This window comes from Kroppenstedtia sanguinis, from assembly GCF_050433445.1.
In the GTDB taxonomy this organism is placed as follows: domain Bacteria; phylum Bacillota; class Bacilli; order Thermoactinomycetales; family DSM-45169; genus Kroppenstedtia; species Kroppenstedtia sanguinis.
The window spans coordinates 35229-53916 of the sequence record NZ_JBNPXF010000012.1 but is presented as its reverse complement, the minus strand read 5'-3'; the positions used below and the strand labels follow the sequence as shown (position 1 = coordinate 53916).

19 protein-coding genes are annotated in these 18688 nt (G+C 50.6%); 16 read left to right on the top strand and 3 right to left on the bottom strand.

Annotated elements, in window-relative coordinates; all coding sequences use genetic code 11:
• The first annotated feature begins 1 nt into the window (after position 1).
• Positions 2-730: a 16S rRNA (guanine(527)-N(7))-methyltransferase RsmG gene (rsmG, locus tag JOD24_RS09015; protein ID WP_429246766.1), complete on the top strand. Its 729-nt coding sequence runs from the start codon at positions 2-4 to the stop codon at positions 728-730.
• A 158-nt stretch (positions 731-888) separates the two neighbouring features.
• Here rsmG and JOD24_RS09010 read toward each other — a convergent pair whose 3' ends face one another.
• Together JOD24_RS09010 and JOD24_RS09005 are read right to left on the bottom strand one after the other, a co-directional pair.
• Positions 889-2427, bottom strand: coding sequence for an FAD-dependent oxidoreductase (locus tag JOD24_RS09010; RefSeq protein ID WP_380164907.1), 1539 nt, complete (start codon positions 2425-2427; stop codon positions 889-891).
• A gap of 158 nt (positions 2428-2585) precedes the next feature.
• Positions 2586-3776, bottom strand: a complete 1191-nt coding sequence (locus JOD24_RS09005; protein WP_380164905.1) for a ParM/StbA family protein — start codon at positions 3774-3776, stop codon at positions 2586-2588.
• Positions 3777-4529: 753 nt separating this feature from the next.
• Between JOD24_RS09005 and noc the strand changes: the two genes are divergently transcribed.
• From noc to JOD24_RS08975, 6 genes are all read left to right on the top strand, one after another.
• Complete coding sequence (gene noc, locus JOD24_RS09000) at positions 4530-5342, top strand: nucleoid occlusion protein (protein ID WP_380164903.1); 813 nt, start codon at positions 4530-4532, stop codon at positions 5340-5342.
• Between the two features lie 641 nt (positions 5343-5983).
• Positions 5984-7378: a reverse transcriptase/maturase family protein gene (locus tag JOD24_RS08995; RefSeq protein WP_380164901.1), complete on the top strand. Its 1395-nt coding sequence runs from the start codon at positions 5984-5986 to the stop codon at positions 7376-7378.
• 145 nt (positions 7379-7523) lie between these two features.
• Positions 7524-8282: a ParA family protein gene (locus tag JOD24_RS08990; protein WP_380164899.1), complete on the top strand. Its 759-nt coding sequence runs from the start codon at positions 7524-7526 to the stop codon at positions 8280-8282.
• The gene (locus JOD24_RS08985; RefSeq protein ID WP_380164897.1) at positions 8269-9141 is read left to right on the top strand and encodes a ParB/RepB/Spo0J family partition protein; all 873 of its coding nucleotides are present in this window, start codon (positions 8269-8271) and stop codon (positions 9139-9141) included. The genes JOD24_RS08990 and JOD24_RS08985 overlap by 14 nt, the downstream gene beginning before the upstream one ends.
• 23 nt (positions 9142-9164) lie before the next feature.
• Entirely contained in the window at positions 9165-10313 is a 1149-nt protein-coding gene (locus JOD24_RS08980; protein ID WP_380164895.1) for an aminotransferase class V-fold PLP-dependent enzyme, read from the top strand.
• A gap of 16 nt (positions 10314-10329) precedes the next feature.
• Positions 10330-11031, top strand: a complete 702-nt coding sequence (locus JOD24_RS08975; RefSeq protein WP_380164893.1) for a DUF554 domain-containing protein — start codon at positions 10330-10332, stop codon at positions 11029-11031.
• 109 nt (positions 11032-11140) lie between these two features.
• Here the strand turns inward: JOD24_RS08975 and yyaC are convergent, their stop codons facing one another.
• Positions 11141-11734: a spore protease YyaC gene (gene yyaC / locus JOD24_RS08970; RefSeq protein WP_380164891.1), complete on the bottom strand. Its 594-nt coding sequence runs from the start codon at positions 11732-11734 to the stop codon at positions 11141-11143.
• A 309-nt stretch (positions 11735-12043) separates the two neighbouring features.
• Between yyaC and JOD24_RS08965 the strand changes: the two genes are divergently transcribed.
• The 9 genes from JOD24_RS08965 to JOD24_RS08925 all read left to right on the top strand — a co-directional run bounded on the left by JOD24_RS08965 (position 12044) and on the right by JOD24_RS08925 (position 18640).
• Positions 12044-13081, top strand: a complete 1038-nt coding sequence (locus JOD24_RS08965) for a YkvI family membrane protein (RefSeq protein WP_380164889.1) — start codon at positions 12044-12046, stop codon at positions 13079-13081.
• Positions 13082-13147: 66 nt separating this feature from the next.
• Complete coding sequence (locus tag JOD24_RS08960; protein ID WP_380164887.1) at positions 13148-13765, top strand: lysophospholipid acyltransferase family protein; 618 nt, start codon at positions 13148-13150, stop codon at positions 13763-13765.
• A 56-nt stretch (positions 13766-13821) separates the two neighbouring features.
• The gene (locus JOD24_RS08955; protein WP_380164885.1) at positions 13822-14028 is read left to right on the top strand and encodes a DUF951 domain-containing protein; all 207 of its coding nucleotides are present in this window, start codon (positions 13822-13824) and stop codon (positions 14026-14028) included.
• Positions 14029-14959: 931 nt separating this feature from the next.
• Positions 14960-16060: a redox-regulated ATPase YchF gene (ychF, locus tag JOD24_RS08950; RefSeq protein ID WP_380164883.1), complete on the top strand. Its 1101-nt coding sequence runs from the start codon at positions 14960-14962 to the stop codon at positions 16058-16060.
• Positions 16061-16183: 123 nt separating this feature from the next.
• Positions 16184-16477 carry a 30S ribosomal protein S6 gene (rpsF, locus tag JOD24_RS08945; protein ID WP_380164881.1) on the top strand — a complete coding sequence of 98 codons (294 nt, stop codon included), beginning with the start codon at positions 16184-16186 and terminating at the stop codon, positions 16475-16477.
• A gap of 48 nt (positions 16478-16525) precedes the next feature.
• The gene (gene ssb, locus JOD24_RS08940; RefSeq protein ID WP_429246765.1) at positions 16526-16990 is read left to right on the top strand and encodes a single-stranded DNA-binding protein; all 465 of its coding nucleotides are present in this window, start codon (positions 16526-16528) and stop codon (positions 16988-16990) included.
• A gap of 48 nt (positions 16991-17038) precedes the next feature.
• Positions 17039-17266, top strand: a complete 228-nt coding sequence (gene rpsR, locus JOD24_RS08935) for a 30S ribosomal protein S18 (protein WP_380164877.1) — start codon at positions 17039-17041, stop codon at positions 17264-17266.
• A 137-nt stretch (positions 17267-17403) separates the two neighbouring features.
• On the top strand, positions 17404-17715 hold the full coding sequence (locus JOD24_RS08930) for a MazG-like family protein (RefSeq protein WP_380164875.1): 312 nt from the start codon (positions 17404-17406) through the stop codon (positions 17713-17715).
• Between the two features lie 7 nt (positions 17716-17722).
• Positions 17723-18640 carry a DUF2232 domain-containing protein gene (locus JOD24_RS08925; RefSeq protein WP_380164873.1) on the top strand — a complete coding sequence of 306 codons (918 nt, stop codon included), beginning with the start codon at positions 17723-17725 and terminating at the stop codon, positions 18638-18640.
• The last annotated feature ends 48 nt before the right edge of the window (positions 18641-18688 follow it).

Genomic DNA, 18688 nt, shown 5'->3' with positions numbered 1-18688 from the left:
CATGGATTATCGGGAATGGCTGGAGGAAGCAGCCCAGGAACGTTTACAGATGCAACTGAGCACAGAACAGCTGGACCTTTTTCACCGTTATTACCACCTGTTGGTGGAAGGCAATAAAAAGATGAACCTGACAGCGATTACCGATGAGAAGGAAGTCTTTGTAAAGCATTTTTTTGATTCTCTCACCCTGGCCTCACATCTCTCCTTTGCTGAAGTGAATTCCTTGATCGATGTGGGAACCGGGGCTGGCTTTCCAGGGATTCCCCTCAAGATTGCTTATCCTCACTTGCGGCTGGTTTTGTTGGATTCCTTGAATAAGCGTGTCACCTTTATGAAGGAAACTGTGGCGGAGCTGGGGTTGAGCGGAGTGGAGTGTGTGCACGGAAGGGCGGAAGAGGCGGCCCGCAAACCCATGTTCCGGGAATCTTTTGATGTAGCAAGTGCCCGCGCTGTGGCGAGATTAAATGTGTTGGCTGAATACTGTCTTCCCTTTGTCCGGGTGGGGGGAAGGTTTGTGGCGTGGAAGGGGGCCGATGTGGAAGAAGAGATGAGAGAGGCGCGTCCGGGAGTGAGAACACTGGGAGGGAAAGCACCTGATTCCATTTATCTCTCCCTGCCGGAAGAAATGGGAGAGCGGCATCTGATTGTGGTCGCGAAGGAGAGACCCACCCCCAAATCCTATCCCCGTTCAGCGGGAACCCCTGCCCGAAAACCGTTGCACCACTCATAAAGACCTAGAAACGTTGCGAAAAAGTTCGTCAAAAGAGATGTAAATCACAATGCTTCTAGTCTTTCTCGCCCCTTTGGATCGTTTCCGAAGGGGCATTTGTTTTGAGGGAGAGATCATACCCTGGCAAGGAAAAAGCAGCCGTTGCCAAGGCTGCTTTTTTAACCGAGGTTATTGATCAAATTGTGAAGTCCACGCAGGGCCAGTTTTCGTTTTTCCAATTGCACGTCCTGAGGGTCGCTTCCAGAGAAGGGAGTGAAGAGCTCGTCATAAGATTCACCGAAGGGATCGGAGATATCGAGTTCATCCTTTTTTAAGCCCTCATTGGAGTTTTTCAATACGTTGCGGGCAGCCTCTTGATTGAGATGGAAGTGGCTTGCCGTCTTTTGCTCTTTATTTGGCTCTTCCCGCCGTAGGGGAGGAGGGGAAGCCACTCGCTGTTGTTTTGGTACCATCCCCGGCTCTTCCCGTTTTGGATTGGAGGGAGGCTTCCGGGATGGACTTTGCAATGGCCCTGGAGTGGGAGAAACGGAGGGGCCTTCCTGCCGGGGGCCGCTTTTTTCCCGGGTCGGGTTCATGTGGTGACGAGACAGGGGCCCCTTCTCCTTCATTTCCTGAAAAGGTTCGTACGTCAGGGCCTGTTCCCGCTTAGGGTTACGTTCCTCCCATACTAGCGAAGAATCCGGGGAGGGAGGTTCCGAGTTTGTCGCAGGCGGTGGCGTCCGTTTCTCCTTGTCGATTAAATGGAAGGGCTCCTTTGGACGGTTGGCTTTCCGATGCTTGATCCGCCCTTGATCCATGGGAATCACGGAAGAAGAAGTTCGTTTAGCCGGGCGCTGTCCGGATTTCTGTGTATGGGCAAAGGGTTCGGTATGAGATTCTTTTGCATCCGGGAGAGAACGCTCTTCCGTTACCGATGGTTCTCTGGTTGGTTTCCCATGAATGTGAGGGGAAGAAAGGGATTCCCGTCTCGGAGGTGTCTGTTCTACGGAAGAGCGGCGATCCTGGACCAATTTTTTCCTCAGATCCTTTTCCCTTTCCCGAAAAACCGGTTCCCTCGATTTTCCCTTCTGACCTGAGGGTTCGACAGTCGGGTGCCCTCGGCCCACGGAAGGGGATTGTCGGTGCAACAAACGTTTTCGGTTGTAAATCTCTCGCTGATGAAAGACCGTGTCTTCTGGTGGTTCAGGCTCGGGATCGGGGGATATACTTTCCCGATCCCGAGAATGATCAGAGGGCGGGGCGCTTTCTGCAATCTCTTCCGTCTTCGCAAAAGATCCCAGGCTCTGTCGGGTGGATCTGGGCTCAGTGGGAATGTGCTCCGCTTCGATCTCCGCTGGAGTCGGTTCTTCTTCGCTGGGAAGGCTCTCTCCGAAGAGGAGGTTTTTCTCTGGATCTATTTCCGGGACTTGCAAGATATAAACCGAGTGATGGGAATCGGAATCCAGTGGTTCAAACTTCAATTTTTGTGACCAATTATTTTCATCTTCCAGGCTGACGAGTTGGGCTTGAATTCCGGAAGGAATCTCCCCCGGTGATTCCTGTTGAGAAGAGCTACACATGACGGAGGCGATGGAACCCGGATTCAATTTGAGCAGTAAAGCTGTTTTCCCCATCCGGGCCGCTTTTTTGGCTGCTTCCTTTCCGGCATGCCCTTTACCAATCACAATCACATCATAATCTTTTCCCGAATAAGTCATGGGTTTCCCCTCCTTTTCATTCCCCTCAGTATTTTTCGGGTTTTTGCGGCTGCCGCGGAATGGTTGCAGTCCATCGGCCCTTTGGGTAAGAGGTTACGGAATCCCCCAAGGTTTCATACCCTGGGGGATTTACCCGGAATTGAATGAAGCTTCAGCAGTTATTTTTTAGTTTGTCCTTTTCGTCCGACCCGTTTCTCCGCAGAACTGGGTACGTTAAACTCTTCTTGAATGGTGGCGGCTACTTCCTGCTGTGTTTTCAACGGTACGGTTTTCGATTTGGATTGGGTGAATTTGCACAAGCCGAAGGCGTTGGCAAACTGGGCATCGATACCGTAATCCTCGGCAAAGATCAGTTTGTCTCCGAATCGATCCCGGTAATAGGGCTTGAAAGGAATGGACGAGCCGCCGGTCAGGATAATATATGTGATGTCATCGGCGTAATCCAGTCGATTCCATACTTCCTCCACCAGGGAGGTCCCCACTTCCTGGATGCATCCTTTCACAATTTCGTTTACATCGTAAACTTTGCCTTTAAAGCTGATTTCCCCAGAGCGGATAATCCGGTTCAGACTCCAGATCGGATACTCTTTCCCTTGTTTGTCCGGGTCCACTTCCCGTGAGAACTCGGTCAATCGTTTAGAAAGAAGTTGATATACATTGATCATGGCATGACGGGAAGTGAAGCTTTGCCGTTTGATGATGGTCTCCCCATGAAGGGTTTCCACATCGGAAGTTCCAAATCCCAGGTCGTTGATACTTACTTTTTGGATGAACAAGTCCTCATTCAAAAGTTGTCCTTCCCGGTCCAGTGCAATATGGAAAAGGGTAGCCATCGGTTGGCTGATCACGTACAGATTTTCCCGCTTGATTTCAAATTCAATTTTACGGTAGGGGAGGTTTCCCTGTTTCACTTCAAAACTGTGCTTCCCGACAAGACGGCGTTTCAATTCTTCTTTGTAGTCGATGTAACTGTCTGTAGGTAAGGCGATCGAAACTACCGGTTCGGGAGAGTCGGTTCCTTGTAGCATCAGACCGGTGCTTACACGGAACATAATCATGTATTCTTCTTCTCGGAACCAAGTGGGGCTGAACAGGCGGCGTTCATGAGAATCGAATAGTTCATCGTCCGCGGACTGTTCAATAGCCAGTTTACCGACAAACCATTCCTGATCTCCTTCTCGTTCCCGGTACATGATGTTGTGAGGATCATTGTTATAGGTGATTTCCCCCACCCGGTTGGGGACGACCATATTGCGGATGAACATCTTGAGGAATTGGTCGCCGTTTCTGCTGACAACTTTGGTTCCGTAGTAGCCTTGGTCATTTCCTATGTAGATGGGTACGCTCATAACGGTTCCTCCTGTTTTTGGTCAAAGGTCTCAAACTGTTCTTTCACTGGTCTTCTATTGATTCTAACAATCTGGGTTATAGGGGGTCAATAAGAAGAAAGGCGGGTTTCTTCTTTCGTCGATTCCCTTTCCCCTTTTTTCGACAATTTATGTTGAGAGACCGATGAATTCTTTCATTCCTACGTCGTAGGGGAACGTTTGTTTTGTTGGGGTGTGAGGAATGTTCCACGTGGAACATAGCAGCGTTCGGAGGTGGAGGAGCATTGTGAAGAAGTGTTTTCGGCGACGATGGCGAATGGAAATCCTCTCTTTGGTGTTCCAATTAGAGGAGAAAGGGAAAAGAAGGGGGTGGAAAAGAGAGGAGGGTCTTTCGAAAACATCGAATTAGTTATAAAGTCTATGTGAACACAGCCGAACCAGATCTGGAAGGGAGGGTTGCTGGGTTATAGGACTTTTGTAAGTCTGGTAAGGACAGGACGGTGGGTGAGGCCATGATGCCTGATGATTCTCCAGTGAAGGTGTCGATTCCTAACTGAAGCCGAGGAACGCAGATGTGGGATCGGGGATTCAACTGAATGGTGATGTGTTGCCGTGGTGATTTTATCAAACACGCTCATGTGAAAGAGTCCATCAGAAGGGTAAATTGGGTTTCTCAGAACAATGAAACGTTGCCCATCTCGGTCGTCCCAGAATGATGGGAGCACCATACTTCTAAAAAAGATTTCATAGTGATTACAGGTGGTGTCCGTGAAGATGAGAGAACCATTCAACCGGTTTTTCGGGATGGCAGAAAAAGAAGAACAGGATGAAGTCAGGCAGTTGGAAGTGGAGAAAATCCGGCCGAGTCCCTATCAGCCACGGTCGATTTTTGATGACGAACGATTAAAGGAATTGTGTGAAACGATTCGCACCCATGGGGTCATCCAACCAGTGGTGGTACGGCGAGTTCGGGATCACTATGAATTGATCGCCGGTGAAAGAAGGCTTCGTGCTGTCAAAAAATTAGGGATGGAGAGAATTCCCGCCATTGTTCGTGAGATGTCCGATATGGATGCTGCCTCGGTCTCATTGATCGAAAACCTGCAACGGGAAGGATTGACCGCTCTGGAAGAGGCGGAGGCCTACGATCAGTTAATCGAGCTTCACGACCTGACGCAGGAAGGTCTCGCCAAGCGGTTAGGGAAGGGACAATCTACTGTGGCGAATAAATTGCGTCTGCTACACCTTCCACAGGAGGTAAAGGATGCGGTCTTGAACCGATCCATTTCCGAGAGACATGCCCGGGCGTTGTTGGGTTTGAAGGAAAAAGAACTGCAATTGAAGTTGTTACATGAAATATTGCAGAAAGACCTGAATGTCAAACAGACAGAAAAACGGGTGCAACGCTGGACGGAGATGAGGAATACTCCCAAGCCCAAACGAAAATCCTTTTCCAGGGATGTACGAATTGCAGTCAATACCATTCGCCAATCTGTGGACATGGTGAAAGAGAGCGGTCTTCCAGTGATTGCAGATGAAAAGGATCAGGAGGACTTTTATGAAGTGGTTATTCGCATTCCAAAATAAAAGGTGTACAATTTCGAGGAAGGGACTCGTGCAGTCCTGACTCCTATCAGCTGTGAAACGAGGTGCAGATTCATTGAGTCGAGTTGTAGCCATTGCCAATCAAAAAGGCGGGGTTGGAGTGCGTCCGTAAGGGGATGATGAACAATGCCTTTCTGGAGGCTGGGATTGGAGAGAGATCCCATGGTCAACCGGCTTACCTGATGTGGAAACACCATCAGGGACCATAGCATGCCGGCAAAGCCGATCGGTCGTTTAATCAGCGTGTGGCCGGATCGGCGAGACCAATGAAGTGATAGGGTCAAGGCTATACTGCCTGAACCCCAGTTTCTTGGCCCTGACCGCCGGGGTGTGCGAAAGCTGATTGAGACGCACACGGAAAGGAGCTGTGAAGGGTATTTCCTGCGCTCTTCATACTCTCCGCCCCTTTCCCAGCGCATCAAAGATGTGTCAAAGAGACGAACGGGAACCTACGTCACTTCCATGGTGTTCATCTATCCTAAACGGAGATGGCCTAAGGCGGGATGTTCAGAAGGAATCTCGCTAGGGTCACGGAGCCCCCGTAGTAGTCTGAGATGGGGAAAGCCCATTACTTGGCGAAGGGGGGCAGGTCGTTCAAACGATGGATTATGGAGGTATGCGAAATGCAGAGAGCCGAAGTAATCTTATCGTTACTGAGCCGGAAAGCCAGACACGATGAGAGTTTTGTCTTTCGAAGGTTATACCGCAATTTTTTTAATCCTGACTTCTATCGGAACGCTTGGATCCAAATTCGGGAGTGGCCAGGGGCCCAGCGGTCCAATGTTTCTCTGGATGGAGTGCAGGCGGAGTGGGTGAAGCAAGTGATCCGGCAGATGAAAGCGGAGGCCTATTACCCCAGATCATTAGGCCCAAAACAGGGGAGAGGGGATGAGATTCTTCCCATTGGAGATCGATGGGTCTTGGAGATATTAAGACAGATCCTGGAGGCGATCTATGAGCCAATCTTTCTGAACTCCTCACATGGTTTCCGACCTGGCAGGAGCCATCAGACGGCTTTGCGCATGATCCGCACATCCTGCAGGAACGTGAATTGGGGAATGGAAGGTGAGATCCAGGATCTCCTGCAACGAATGGACCCTCAGCTTTTGCTTTCTCTGTTAGCTAGGCGGATTGATGACGGTAGATTTCTGGAGTTGCTCCACCGGTTTCTTCGGGCGGGGCTCTTGCGATACGGGGGTATTCCCCTGTATGCTTCGACTTCTTTCCCCGGAGGGGAGATCTGCTCTTTGCTTGTCAATATCTATCTTCATGAACTGGATCGATGGATGGAAGAACGATCTTTATCTGCCAGAGATCAGGGGGAGCAGATGATTTATCTCAGGTATGCCGAGCGATTCCTCCTTTGCTTGAGTGGGAAAAAGGCCACAGTTCAGGCCCTCCGAGAGGATATCCAAACTTTCCTGCAATCTTCCTTGCACCTGGCTCTTGAGGGAGAGGAGATCCGGATCCAACACTTAGCAAAGAACCCTGTGCGCTTTCTCGGTTATGAGATCCAATCCGAGAAGCGCGTGCCAAAGCAGGATGCAACAGAGGTTGAAAGGGGAGCCGCCTTTGGAGGCGTTCAATTGTTGGTGCCAGGTGAGGTGATTCGTCAGCAGATTGGATTATTCAGCCAGAGGGGCAAGCCGGTTCATATCAACTCCAGAATCTATCTGCCTCTCCCACAATTAATTCAGCGATACCATGTGGAAATGCGAGAGTTGTACGATTTTTATAGTATGGCTGAGGATGTCAGCACCAAGCTGGGGAAATTCAGGTATTATCACTATTGGAGTTTAGTCAAGACCATCGCCCGCAAGGAAAAAACCTCGTTGAAAAAGGTGTTGGACAAATACGGTACAGAGATTCATAGCGGACCGGGAACCGTGCCAAAAAAAAGGATTGGGCTGAAGGTGGAGGACGGAGACGGAAGGGAAAAGCTGCTTACATACTTCCATGAACCATTAAGGAAAAAAATGCAGCCGGAGCTTGTTTGCACTTTTGGCAAGAGATCGTAGCCTGTCCGCCTCTCCCTCCTGCTTTCTCTGATCGGGTATTTGCGAGAAAACTCTCATTGTTTTTACTGGGCTCAGGAATGGCTGGAGAGCCGAATACATTGAAAAGTGTACGTTCGGTTCGGAGGGGGGTTCACAGAAACCTGCGATGAGGATCTGGCAAGGCGCTGGGTTCCCACCCTACAAAACGACGACTTCCATCAATTTGGGAGCCAGTTTGGTCCATCAAGGCAAACGAATTTTGATTGTGGATACAGATCCTCAGGGTAACACGACTTCTGGATTGGGGATCAATAAAGCAGATGTGAAACAGTGCATCTATGATGTGTTGATTGATGAAGTCCCCGCTAAGGATGTGATTCTCCCCAGTTCGATTGAGGGATTGGATCTAGTACCCGCGCGGATCGAATTGGCCGGGGCGGAAATTGAATTGGTCCAAACCCTTTCCCGTGAACATCGACTGAAGCGGGCATTGCAAGGAATCAGAGATACTTACGACTATATCCTGATCGACTGTCCCCCTTCTCTCGGAGTGTTGACAGTCAACTCGCTGACTGCAGCCAATTCGGTATTGATCCCCATCCAATGTGAGTTTTACGCATTGGAAGGATTGGGACAATTACTGAACACGATTCGCATTGTGCAAAAACACTTGAATAAACGCTTGGAAATTGAGGGTGTCCTATTGACGATGTTTGATGGACGTACCAATCTTTCTGTACAGGTGATGGAGGAAGTCAAGAAATATTTTCAGGAGAAGGTGTATCGTACTGTCATCCCCCGCAATGTCCGTCTCAGTGAAGCACCCAGCCACGGGATGACTATCCTGGATTACGATGTCCGTTCCCGTGGGGCGGAATGCTATATTGAATTGGCAAAGGAAGTGATCCGGAATGGCCGGGAGTAAAGCTCTGGGTAAAGGATTGGGTGCTCTTTTTCCAGATGCCCAGGTAGATGATGAAGATGTAGTGAACGAAATTGCGGTGGATGAGCTGCGTGCCAATCCCTATCAACCACGCAAACATTTTGATCCAGATGCACTGCAGGAGCTGATCGCATCCATTCAAGAACATGGAGTGGTTCAGCCCCTTGTGGTAAGAAAAAGCATTCGAGGTTTTGAGATTGTAGCCGGAGAAAGACGGTTCCGCGCAGCCAAAGAAGCCCAGTTGGATCAGGTTCCTGTGGTGGTTCGGGAATTTTCTGATGAGCAGATGATGGAGATCGCCTTGATTGAGAATTTGCAGCGGGAAGATCTTAACTCCATCGAGATCGCACAGGCTTATCAAAAGTTGATGGACCGCTTCTCTCTGACCCAAGAGGAATTGGCCAAACGGGTGGGGAAAAGCCGTCCTCATGTGGCAAACTTTCTTCGTCTACTTCAACTCCCCCAGGAAGTTCAGGAAGATGTTTCACGTGGAACATTATCTATGGGACACGCTCGTGCGTTACGAGGAGTGGAAGACAGGGAGGCTTTGTTAAAGCTGGCCAAGCGGGCGGTAAAGGAAGAGGTCAGCGTGCGACAGTTGGAAGAATGGGTTCAACAGGTGAATGAGGGGGTGAGGCGGACTCAAAAGAAAAAGGAACGTGCTCAAAGGCCTTTCTCTCCGCAATTTAAACGTTATGAGGATATGTTGCAGGAAGCTTATAGTACCCCAGTGCGGATTCGTCACGGAAGAAAAAAAGGACGGATTGAAATCGAGTATTACTCGGAGCGAGAACTGGAACGGTTGGTGGAAATGCTACAGAAGGATCGGATTCTGGATTGATACTTGGTGATGGAGGGGTGGATGTGATCTATCTGGACAACGCCGCCACCACTTGGCCAAAACCGGCCACGGTTTTGAAGAGCGTGGAGGATCATTTGACAAACTACGGGGCCAATCCTGGCAGAGGCGGACATCAACTCTCCAGGCTGGCCGGGGAGAAGGTAGAAGAGACCCGCCGCCGGCTGGCAGGGTTGTTTCAGATCCCGGATCCGCGAAATCTGATCTTTTGTCAAAATGGAACCCATGGGATCAATCTTTCCCTCAAAGGATGGTTGAATCCAGGTGACCATGTAGTAGCCACCAGCTGGGAACACAATGCAGTGGTTCGCCCATTGGAGATGTTGAAAAAAAACCAGGGGATTGAAGTGGATTACATTCCTCCAGGGGCGGAGGAACCTGTGGATCTGCATCGCTTGGAAAGGGCTTTGGGTTCCCGTACCCGCTTGATTGTCGCGACTCATGCTTCTAATGTGACCGGTGTGTTACTCCCGGTGGGGGAGATCGGAAATATTGCCCGTCGGTGGGGGATTCCTCTGCTAGTGGATGCCGCCCAGACGGCGGGTGTGGTTCCTATCGATGTGGAGTCGATGGGAATATCGATGTTGGCTTTTTCCGGTCATAAGGGATTGATGGGTCCGCAAGGTACCGGAGGATTGTATATATCGCCGAAGCTATCTCTTCGTCCCTTGATGGAAGGGGGAACAGGCAGTTATTCCGAACAGTTGATGCAACCGGAGGAACGTCCGACGGGCTTTGAAAGCGGAACGCCTAATACCCCTGGAATTGTCGGCTTAAATGCCGGACTTCAGTTTTTGTCTGAACAGGGGATGGAATCGATCTGGCGACATGAGTTGGATCTCGCCCAACAGATCTCCGAGGGATTGAGTCGGATGGAAGGAATTCATCTATACACACCAGCGTCCTCTACCGTTCCTGTGATTTCATTTAATGTGGAGGGAGTGGACGGCAACGAAGTGGCCGCCATTCTGGATCAACATTATAACATTGCGGTTCGACCCGGATTTCATTGTGCTGCGTTGGCTCATCAGACACTGGGAACCGCAGATACAGGCACCATCCGAGTCAGCCCTGGTTTTTTCAACAAGGATCAGGATGTAGAGGTGTTACTACAGGCGGTGGGGGAAATTTGCGAAGCTTATGGGATCGGTTAGGGAGTTGGAGTGAGAAGTGATTTTACTAGGTACGCTGGTGAACGGGATCGCGATTGTTATAGGATCCCTGCTGGGCACTTTTTTCACCAGCATGAAAAAAGAGACTCATGAGACTGTGATGCAGGGGATGGGGCTGGTAGTGTGTGTGATCGGCCTATCCATGGCTTTGGAAGCGAAAAACTTTACCGTTGTCTTGCTTGCGATCGCAGTGGGAGGGGTCCTGGGTGGTGGATTGAAGGTGGAAGATCGGTTGAATCAATTTGGAAAGTGGATCGAAAACCGCTGGAAAAATGAAGGTCGATTTGCCACTGGATTTGTAACCGGGACCTTGGTTTATTGCGTCGGTCCCATGGCGATCTTGGGAGGGTTGGATAGCGGTTTGCGGGGAGATCATGCAGTGTTGTACACCAAATCCCTGCTGGATGGGTTTACTGCCATCCTGTTTACTTCCAGCTTGGGGAGTGGAGTGCTCTTCTCGATGATCCCTGTTGTACTTTATCAAGGGGCGATAACCTTGTCTGCGGGCTGGATCACCCAGTTTCTCGACAAGGAAGCCTTGGATCAAGTCATCCAGCAGGTGACGGCAACGGGGGGGATCTTGATTATCGGGATTGGGATCCAGTTGCTCGGGATGGCAAAGATCCGGGTGGGAGATTTGCTCCCCGCCATCCCTGTTGCAGTGGGGGTAGCTTGGGTTATGATTCGTTTTTCCCTCTAACCGAGATCTCCGTTTCGTTTCGACAAAAACTGTGTGTTTTTTCTTATCCAGATGACAGGATCCACCTGGCCTTCTTCCGTGGGCCGGGTGGATCCTGTTGTCTGTTTCTCTAAAGAGATCTACGACGGGAATTTTCGCTTAGGGCTACTGAATAGATGGATGAAGCGATCACTTGAGCCATCTTCATCACCATGCTCAGGCGTGTGTTCTGGAGGACAAAGTATTCCATAAAACCTGCTACATTGACGATCCCCGTCACATGTACCTGCCCCACCTCAGGCAGCTGTTTGTTGACTCCGGCTCCCGGCCTGACAGGTCCGTTACCTACCTGGATCCATCCCACACTGGATAGCTGTCCCAGACAGGCATCGACGGCGATCACCCGGGGATTCCGCAGTTCCTTTTTCAATCGAAGCAGGGTGTTCTCCAAGTTGACCGCATGAACAGGCTCGTCCAATGTTCCATACACTCGGAGAAAGGGAGCCGTCATCTCTTCTAATTGAGTTCCGACCAATGGGCCGAGAGAGTCTCCCGTCGACCGGTCGGTCCCAATACAGATACAGGCCAGTTCCCGGGATCCGGGATACAACTGAAGTGTTTCACTTAGCCAATCTGCGCACTGGTGGGGAGCGCTGGGATGGGTGTATTGGATACGGGTCGGACAGTTGGACCCAAGGTCCGGGGTTGGAGCCGGTTCGCGCATGGCAGTCAACCTCCGAAAGGGAATTCAAATCCTTACCAGTATACGGATGGGAAACAGGAAATATACATGTAGGGACAGGCGTGTTGATTAGACATATTTCAGGTAGGAAATAAGGTCGGGATGGTGGGAGGGTGAAGAGCCTTTGCGTTCTTTGCAAGAGATCGTAGCCGTCCCACCCTCCCCGTCCCCTCAAGCAATATTTTACGATGGGGGCAAGGGGAAGAGCGAAAGGATCGTTTTGTTCCCATCATCCACTTGATGGTTAATCAACAGCCCTTATGTAGAGACACCCGGACAAGGGGGATCGGTATGCGGTTCAACCTGTGGAACTCCCTTAAAATCAGTATGACCATTATAGGCACCACCATTGGGGCCGGATTTGCATCGGGTCGGGAGATATGGGAGTTTTTTGGCTCTTACGGAAAAGAGAGTAGTCCCAGCATTGTATTGTCCACGCTGTTGCTGTTTGCAGCCAGTGTGATTATTCTTCAAATCAGTTGGAAAGAGAAAACCCAGCATTATTCGGAAGTGTTGGTGCACGTGCTTGGCATTCGGTTGGCCCGTCTGTTTGACTATCTGGTGATGATCTCCCTTGTGACCAGCACGCTGGTCATGGTGGCTGGAAGCGGAGCTACATTTCAGCAGTGGAGTGGCTCTTTCACCATGGGAATCTGGGTGATGGCAGTGGCGGTGATTGGGATTCTCCTCTTTGATCTCAAAGGCTTGATGTCGATGAATACTTTTTTGATCCCTGTCATGGTCATCGTATTAATGGTGGTTTGTCTCCAATTCCTGCAGGGGACCGGATGGGTGTTCGCTACAGATGAGGGAGGCACTCCCACTCTTCCCGTCTGGCCTTCGGCGATTACTTATACGGCCTTTAATATTTTGTCTTTGTTGGCTGTACTGTCCACCATGGGCAAACAGGTTCAACACCCGGTGGAGATCTGGGTGGCAGGTGGGATCAGTTGTCTGTGTCTGGGTTTGTTGGCTAGCCTGTATAATTATTCACTGCTACGAGTAGAAAATCTGATTTCCCAGTATGAAATTCCCTTGTTTGCTCTGGTGCGAGACTATTCCGATCTTTGGGTGGCCACCATTTCACTGATCCTATGGCTGGCGATCTATACGACAGCGGTCAGCAACGTTCACGGGTTGGCTTTTCGCCTATCGGATAATCTGTCCCTTCCCCCTTGGATTATTGGCGGGGGAGTGATGCTGTTACTGGTGCCTGTCAGCCGGTTGGGGTTTTCCAACCTGGTTACCTTACTGTATCCCCTCTACGGCGTGATTAATCTGTTGATCCTGACGATGATTCTCCTCTATCCCTTCACCAGAGAAACATGAATCAAGTGGGAATCCTCCTCCTAATCAGGTACAATATAGCAGGGAAGACAAGGGAGGAGGGACCCGATGTACTGCGTGATACAAAGAGGGATCCGGCTATTCCTGAGGGTTTATCATCGGGTGGAGATCGAGGGATTGGAGCATGTTCCGACCCGAGGACCTTTTTTAGTGGTAGGAAATCATATCAGTGTTCTGGATCCTTTTTATATTGCAGCCGTCCTGCCAGGACAGGTCTCATTCATGGCCAAGGAGGAATCCTTTTCCCATCCGGTGAGCCGGTGGTTTTTAGAACGGGTGGGCGCCTTTCCCGTAAATCGAGAGGGAGTGGACACACGCTCCCTCCGGACTGCCCTGGCTCTGTTGAAGGATGGGAAAAGCGTGGGGCTATTTCCCGAAGGAGGCCGGAGAGAGTCGGATCCGCTGACAGAATTAAAAGAAGGAGCTGCCTGGCTGGCCATCCGATCCGATGTTCCGATCCTCCCTGTCGTGATCGAAGGAACAGATGAGGCTTTAGCCCAGGGCAACCGTTGGTTGCGGCCGGCAAAAGTCCGTATCCGGTTTGGTGGACTTCTCTCCGGTTCGATCCCAGGGAATCCGAAGGAAAAACAAGCAGAACTGACCAGTCAAATGATGACATCCTTCCAGTCCCTCGGCTCGCGAAGATCAAGGGGTTTCCCCCGTTGAAATCCGCAGACAGACTTTCTATAATAAAGGGCAATAGATAGGGGGGACGGTGGCCAATGGAGCGGAAAAGTTTTCAGCTCGGGGATGTGGTAGAGATGAAAAAAGTGCACCCTTGTGGAACAAATGCCTGGAAAGTGATCCGGATGGGGATGGACATCCGGATGAAATGCACAGGGTGTGGTCACAGTGTATTGCTTCCGCGCTCCCGCTTTGAAAAAAGAATGAAGCGGATTTTGGTTCAGGGGGAGTCGGAAGTGGAGTAAAAACATCCAACCCCTTTTTCCCCAGGGTCTGAGGGCCTGGGGTCTGTGCCGGTTTGGTAAGGTCCAATCCGGTGTTTTTTTCGATTACTGATTTTCTTGGCTTCATTTTAGATTTCCTGGGGTGTCTTTTTAAAAGCACCCTGTTCATTTATCTATTTATCAGGGCTGTTGATTCACTAGAAAATAGGCATTGAAAGGAAGCCGTGTACTGCCATAGCGAGACCTGGGAGCGAAAGCGACCCTGGCGAGACTTGTGCCCTGTGGGTGCAAAGCGACCTAATGCGCCACGGGCACTACAATTTGAAATTAAGGATGCGCCACGGGCACTACAATTTGAAATTAAGGATGCGCCACGGGCACTACAATTTGAAATTAAGGATGCGCCACAGGCACTACAATCTCAATGAGCTGAAGCCCTGGAATAGAGGTAGCACCGCACAGGCACTACAATCCAAAGGAGCTGAAGCTCTAGATGAAGGTAGTACCACAGGCACTACAATCTCGATGGGCTGAAGCCCTGGAATAGAGGTAGTACCACAGGCACTACAATCTCGATGGGCTGAAGCCCTGGAATAGAGGTAGCACCACAGGCACTACAATCTCGATGGCAAGGTTGCACCACAGGCACTACAATCTAAAGGAGCTGAAGCTCTAGATGAAGGTAGCCATCCTACCCGGCGTAGAAGTCTTACGAGAGGGCGGTTAGGGGCAACATCTTCCCTGTGTTGCTGGCCTCCCGGCTTTGCCCCTGCCCGATGGTCAGATTCTTAAGCGGACCGTCTCCACTTCCTCGTGGGATGGCATCGGAGCGTGGTAGTACACGATCTCCCCACTACAACACGGCTAATCAGCAGGCCTGCATTTATAACAGCCGATCAGGCGGAGAACCTGTGTGGGGACATTTCTTGCTATGAAGAGGAGCTGACAGTCTATGTCGCTTACAACTGGTATCGTCGGTCTGCCCAATGTAGGCAAATCGACCTTGTTTAACGCAATCACCCAGGCTGGTGCGGAATCGGCCAATTATCCTTTTTGCACGATTGATCCCAATGTGGGAGTGGTGGATGTTCCGGATGAACGGATGAATCGCTTGGCAGAGATCGTCAACCCCCAACGGATCATCCCTACATCCTTTCAATTTACAGATATTGCTGGTTTGGTCAAGGGTGCCAGTCAAGGAGAAGGCCTTGGCAACCAGTTTTTGTCCCATATTCGTGAAGTGGATGCGATCATTCATGTGGTCCGCTGTTTTGAAGATGAGAATATCACCCATGTCTCTGGCGGAGTGAATCCTGTCGAGGATATGGAGACCATCAATCTGGAATTGGTCCTGGCGGATCTTGAAACTGTGGAACGGCGGCTGGATCGGGTTGCCCGTCAGAAGCGGAGCGGCGATGCCGACGCCAAAAAGGAACACGAAGTCTTGGAGAAACTGCACCAAGCTTTGGTAGAGGGAAAACCGGCCAGGGGGTTGAAGTTGGAGGAGGAGGAGTTGGAATGCGTCCGCTCTCTCCATCTGCTTACCTTGAAGAAAATGCTTTATGCGGCCAATGTGTCGGAAGACGAAGTATCCGATCCTGATTCCAACCCCCATGTCCAAGCCCTGCGCAAGCAAGCAGAGGAAGAAGGAGCGGAGGTGGTGACGATCAGCGCCCAGTTGGAGGCGGAGATTGCGGAGTTGGAAGGGGAAGAGCGGGCTCAATTTCTGTCTGAGCTGGGACTGTCCGCATCGGGATTGGATCGTCTGGTGGCGGCGGCTTATCGCCTGCTGGAACAGATTACCTATTTTACTGCCGGGGAAAAAGAGGTACGGGCCTGGACGATTCGGGAAGGAACCCGGGCACCGCAGGCCGCCGGTGTGATCCACTCCGACTTTGAGCGGGGTTTTATCCGGGCCGAAGTGGTCTCTTTCAAAGACCTGGACCAAGCCGGTTCTCTGGCCGGGGCTCGGGAGAAGGGACTGCTACGCTCGGAAGGCAAGGAGTATGTGGTGAAAGATGGAGACGTGATGCATTTTCGATTCAATGTGTAAAAATCGGTGGACCTTGCCTTCTACAGGTATCTTTGATAGAATACAGTATCGTGAATATGGACTATTCACTCCTTGCTCTGCACAACTGCGGGGCCGTCTCAGTCCAAAAGGAGGTGGAACAGCATGCACAAATACGAGTTGATGTATATCCTGCGTTCAGATCTGGACGAGGAAAAAGTCAATGCTCACCGTGAGAAATTTCGGGAAATCATCGCTGACAACAGCGGGGAATCCGTCGAGATGGAACACTTCGGCAAGCGCCGTCTGGCCTATATGATCAATGACCACCGCGATGGGATTTACACCGTGGCGACCTTCACCGGCAACGTTGACACCGTAAACGAATTGGAACGTCAACTGAAGTTGGATGATGATGTGATTCGCCACATGGTGATCAACATTGACGACAAAAAGTAAAGGGTATGTTACGGAGGAACCAAAATCGGCTTTAGGGAGGGGTTGCCGATGTTAAACAGAGTGGTTCTGATCGGCCGGTTGACCAGGGACCCTGAACTTCGCTACACTCCCGGTGGGGTGGCGGTCACCAGTTTCAATTTGGCGGTCAACCGCCGTTTTACCAACCAGCAGGGAGAGCGGGAAGCGGACTTCATCGATATCGTGGCTTGGCGCCAGCTGGCGGAAACTGTAGCCAATTACATGAAAAAGGGGCGCCTGGTCGCTGTGGAAGGGCGTCTTCAAATCCGCAGTTACGAAAATCAAGAAGGCCGTCGGATCAAGGTGGCGGAAGTGGTCGCCGAAAACGTTCAATTTTTGGAATCGCGATCTCAAGCCAGCTCCGGTTCCGGATCTAACCGAGATTATGGCGACAGCGGTTTTGAAAAGAAGCAGGACAACCGGGGCCCCTCCAGCGATCCTTTTGCGGATGACGGTAAACCGATCGATATTTCCGATGATGATCTGCCCTTTTGAAATGATTGTGAGATCCAGTGAAACTTTTACGGGAAAGGGGGTCTTTCCATGGCCCGCCGTCGCGGAAATAAGCGCCGGAAAGTCTGTTATTTCACAGTTAACAAGATCCAATACATCGACTACAAGGATGTGGATCTACTCCGGAAGTTCATCAGCGAACGGGGTAAAATTCTGCCCCGCCGAGTAACGGGGACATCTTCCAAATATCAGCGGCAATTGACCCGGGCGATCAAACGTGCCCGGCAAATGGCTTTGTTGCCGTATACCACGGATTGATCAGGTGGAGAGAAGGGGCGTGTCTGCTCCTTCTTTTTGTTTGGTAATTGCCGGTCCCCTCTGGAAAAGAAGGAAAATGACAGGTGATTGTTGAAATTAGCACCTGAGTCCAAGCTTTTTCGAGGGGTGTGGAATCCATGAGCAGGCCGGAGCGAAACATGCACATCGCTAAAAGCATGAAAGCGATCGAATGGTTGAAAACCGAAATTCTGGATCAAATTGCGAATCTGTATAAAGGATTGCATACAGCGAACCAATCTCTCATTTCCGACAGCCTGGCCAGCCTAGTGGTTGCCACCTATGTTCTTGCCCGGCGGGTGGGATTTTCTTTCCGGGAAGTGGATCAGGCGGTGACGAGAAAACTTCGGGAGCACGCAAGAGAACGTCACCAATTGGAAGATTGGTACGGTGATCTTTCCCAGTTGGAAGAATATATTAACAAGAGGTGAATCGGGTTTGCCCCGTATTCCTGATGTCCGTGACGGACTGATCACAACGATGCTGTTTCTGCTCATCATCTTCTCCTTGTTGACACCACTGAACATCCTGACGATGTGGTTTCTTCCCCTTCCTTTCATTCTCCATACAGCAAAAAATGGATGGGTGTCCGCCATCTTTCCCATTTTCCTCACCGCTTTTTCCCTTTTGGCGATCACGGGTCATCTCTTCTATTCAGGAGCTGTTTTATTGGTAGCGATAGCTGGGGTAGTTATGGGGCTATTGTACCGGAGCTCTGATACTTCTGGGACGGATGTGGTGCTAGGAGGGTTGACGACGGTGGGGATCAGTCTTCTGATCCTGATGATGGCGGCATCCTATTTTTTTGATTTGCAAAATCGGTTGAACAGTTTACTGATGGAAGAATGGCAACGAAACGGAGAGTGGTTCCGCCTGTACGGTGTGGAATCTGTGTCGGATTTAATTCCCTATGTGGCCACAGTCATTCCGTCCATGCTCTTCATGCTGGTTGTCCCGGTTCCCTTGCTCAATCTGGTGGTGGCTCGCAGATGGCTTGGCCGCCATGGATTGCCCGGGAAATATTTGCCCCCATTTAGAGAGTGGCGTCTGCCTCGTTCCTTCTTCTACTTCTATTTCTTTTCTCTCCTCCTGTTCCTTGTTTTCGGAATCGGAGAAGAGTCGTCTTCCACGTGGATTCCGGCTAATGTGATGACTGTGCTCTTCTTGCTCTTCTATATCCAGGGACTTTCTTTCATCGCCTGGCTTCTGCACCGATCGGGGAAAGGGAAGGGTTGGATGATTTTTATTTTACTCTGTTCCCTTGTGATTTCTCCGTTTTCCGTAGTCGTCCATCTGATGGGAATCGTGGATACGGGCAGTGAGATCCGAAAGCGTCTGAACCATAAAAAAAAGTGACAGATCCAGGGTTCCTGGCTTACGGGATTCCGAGCTCTTCCCTATGAA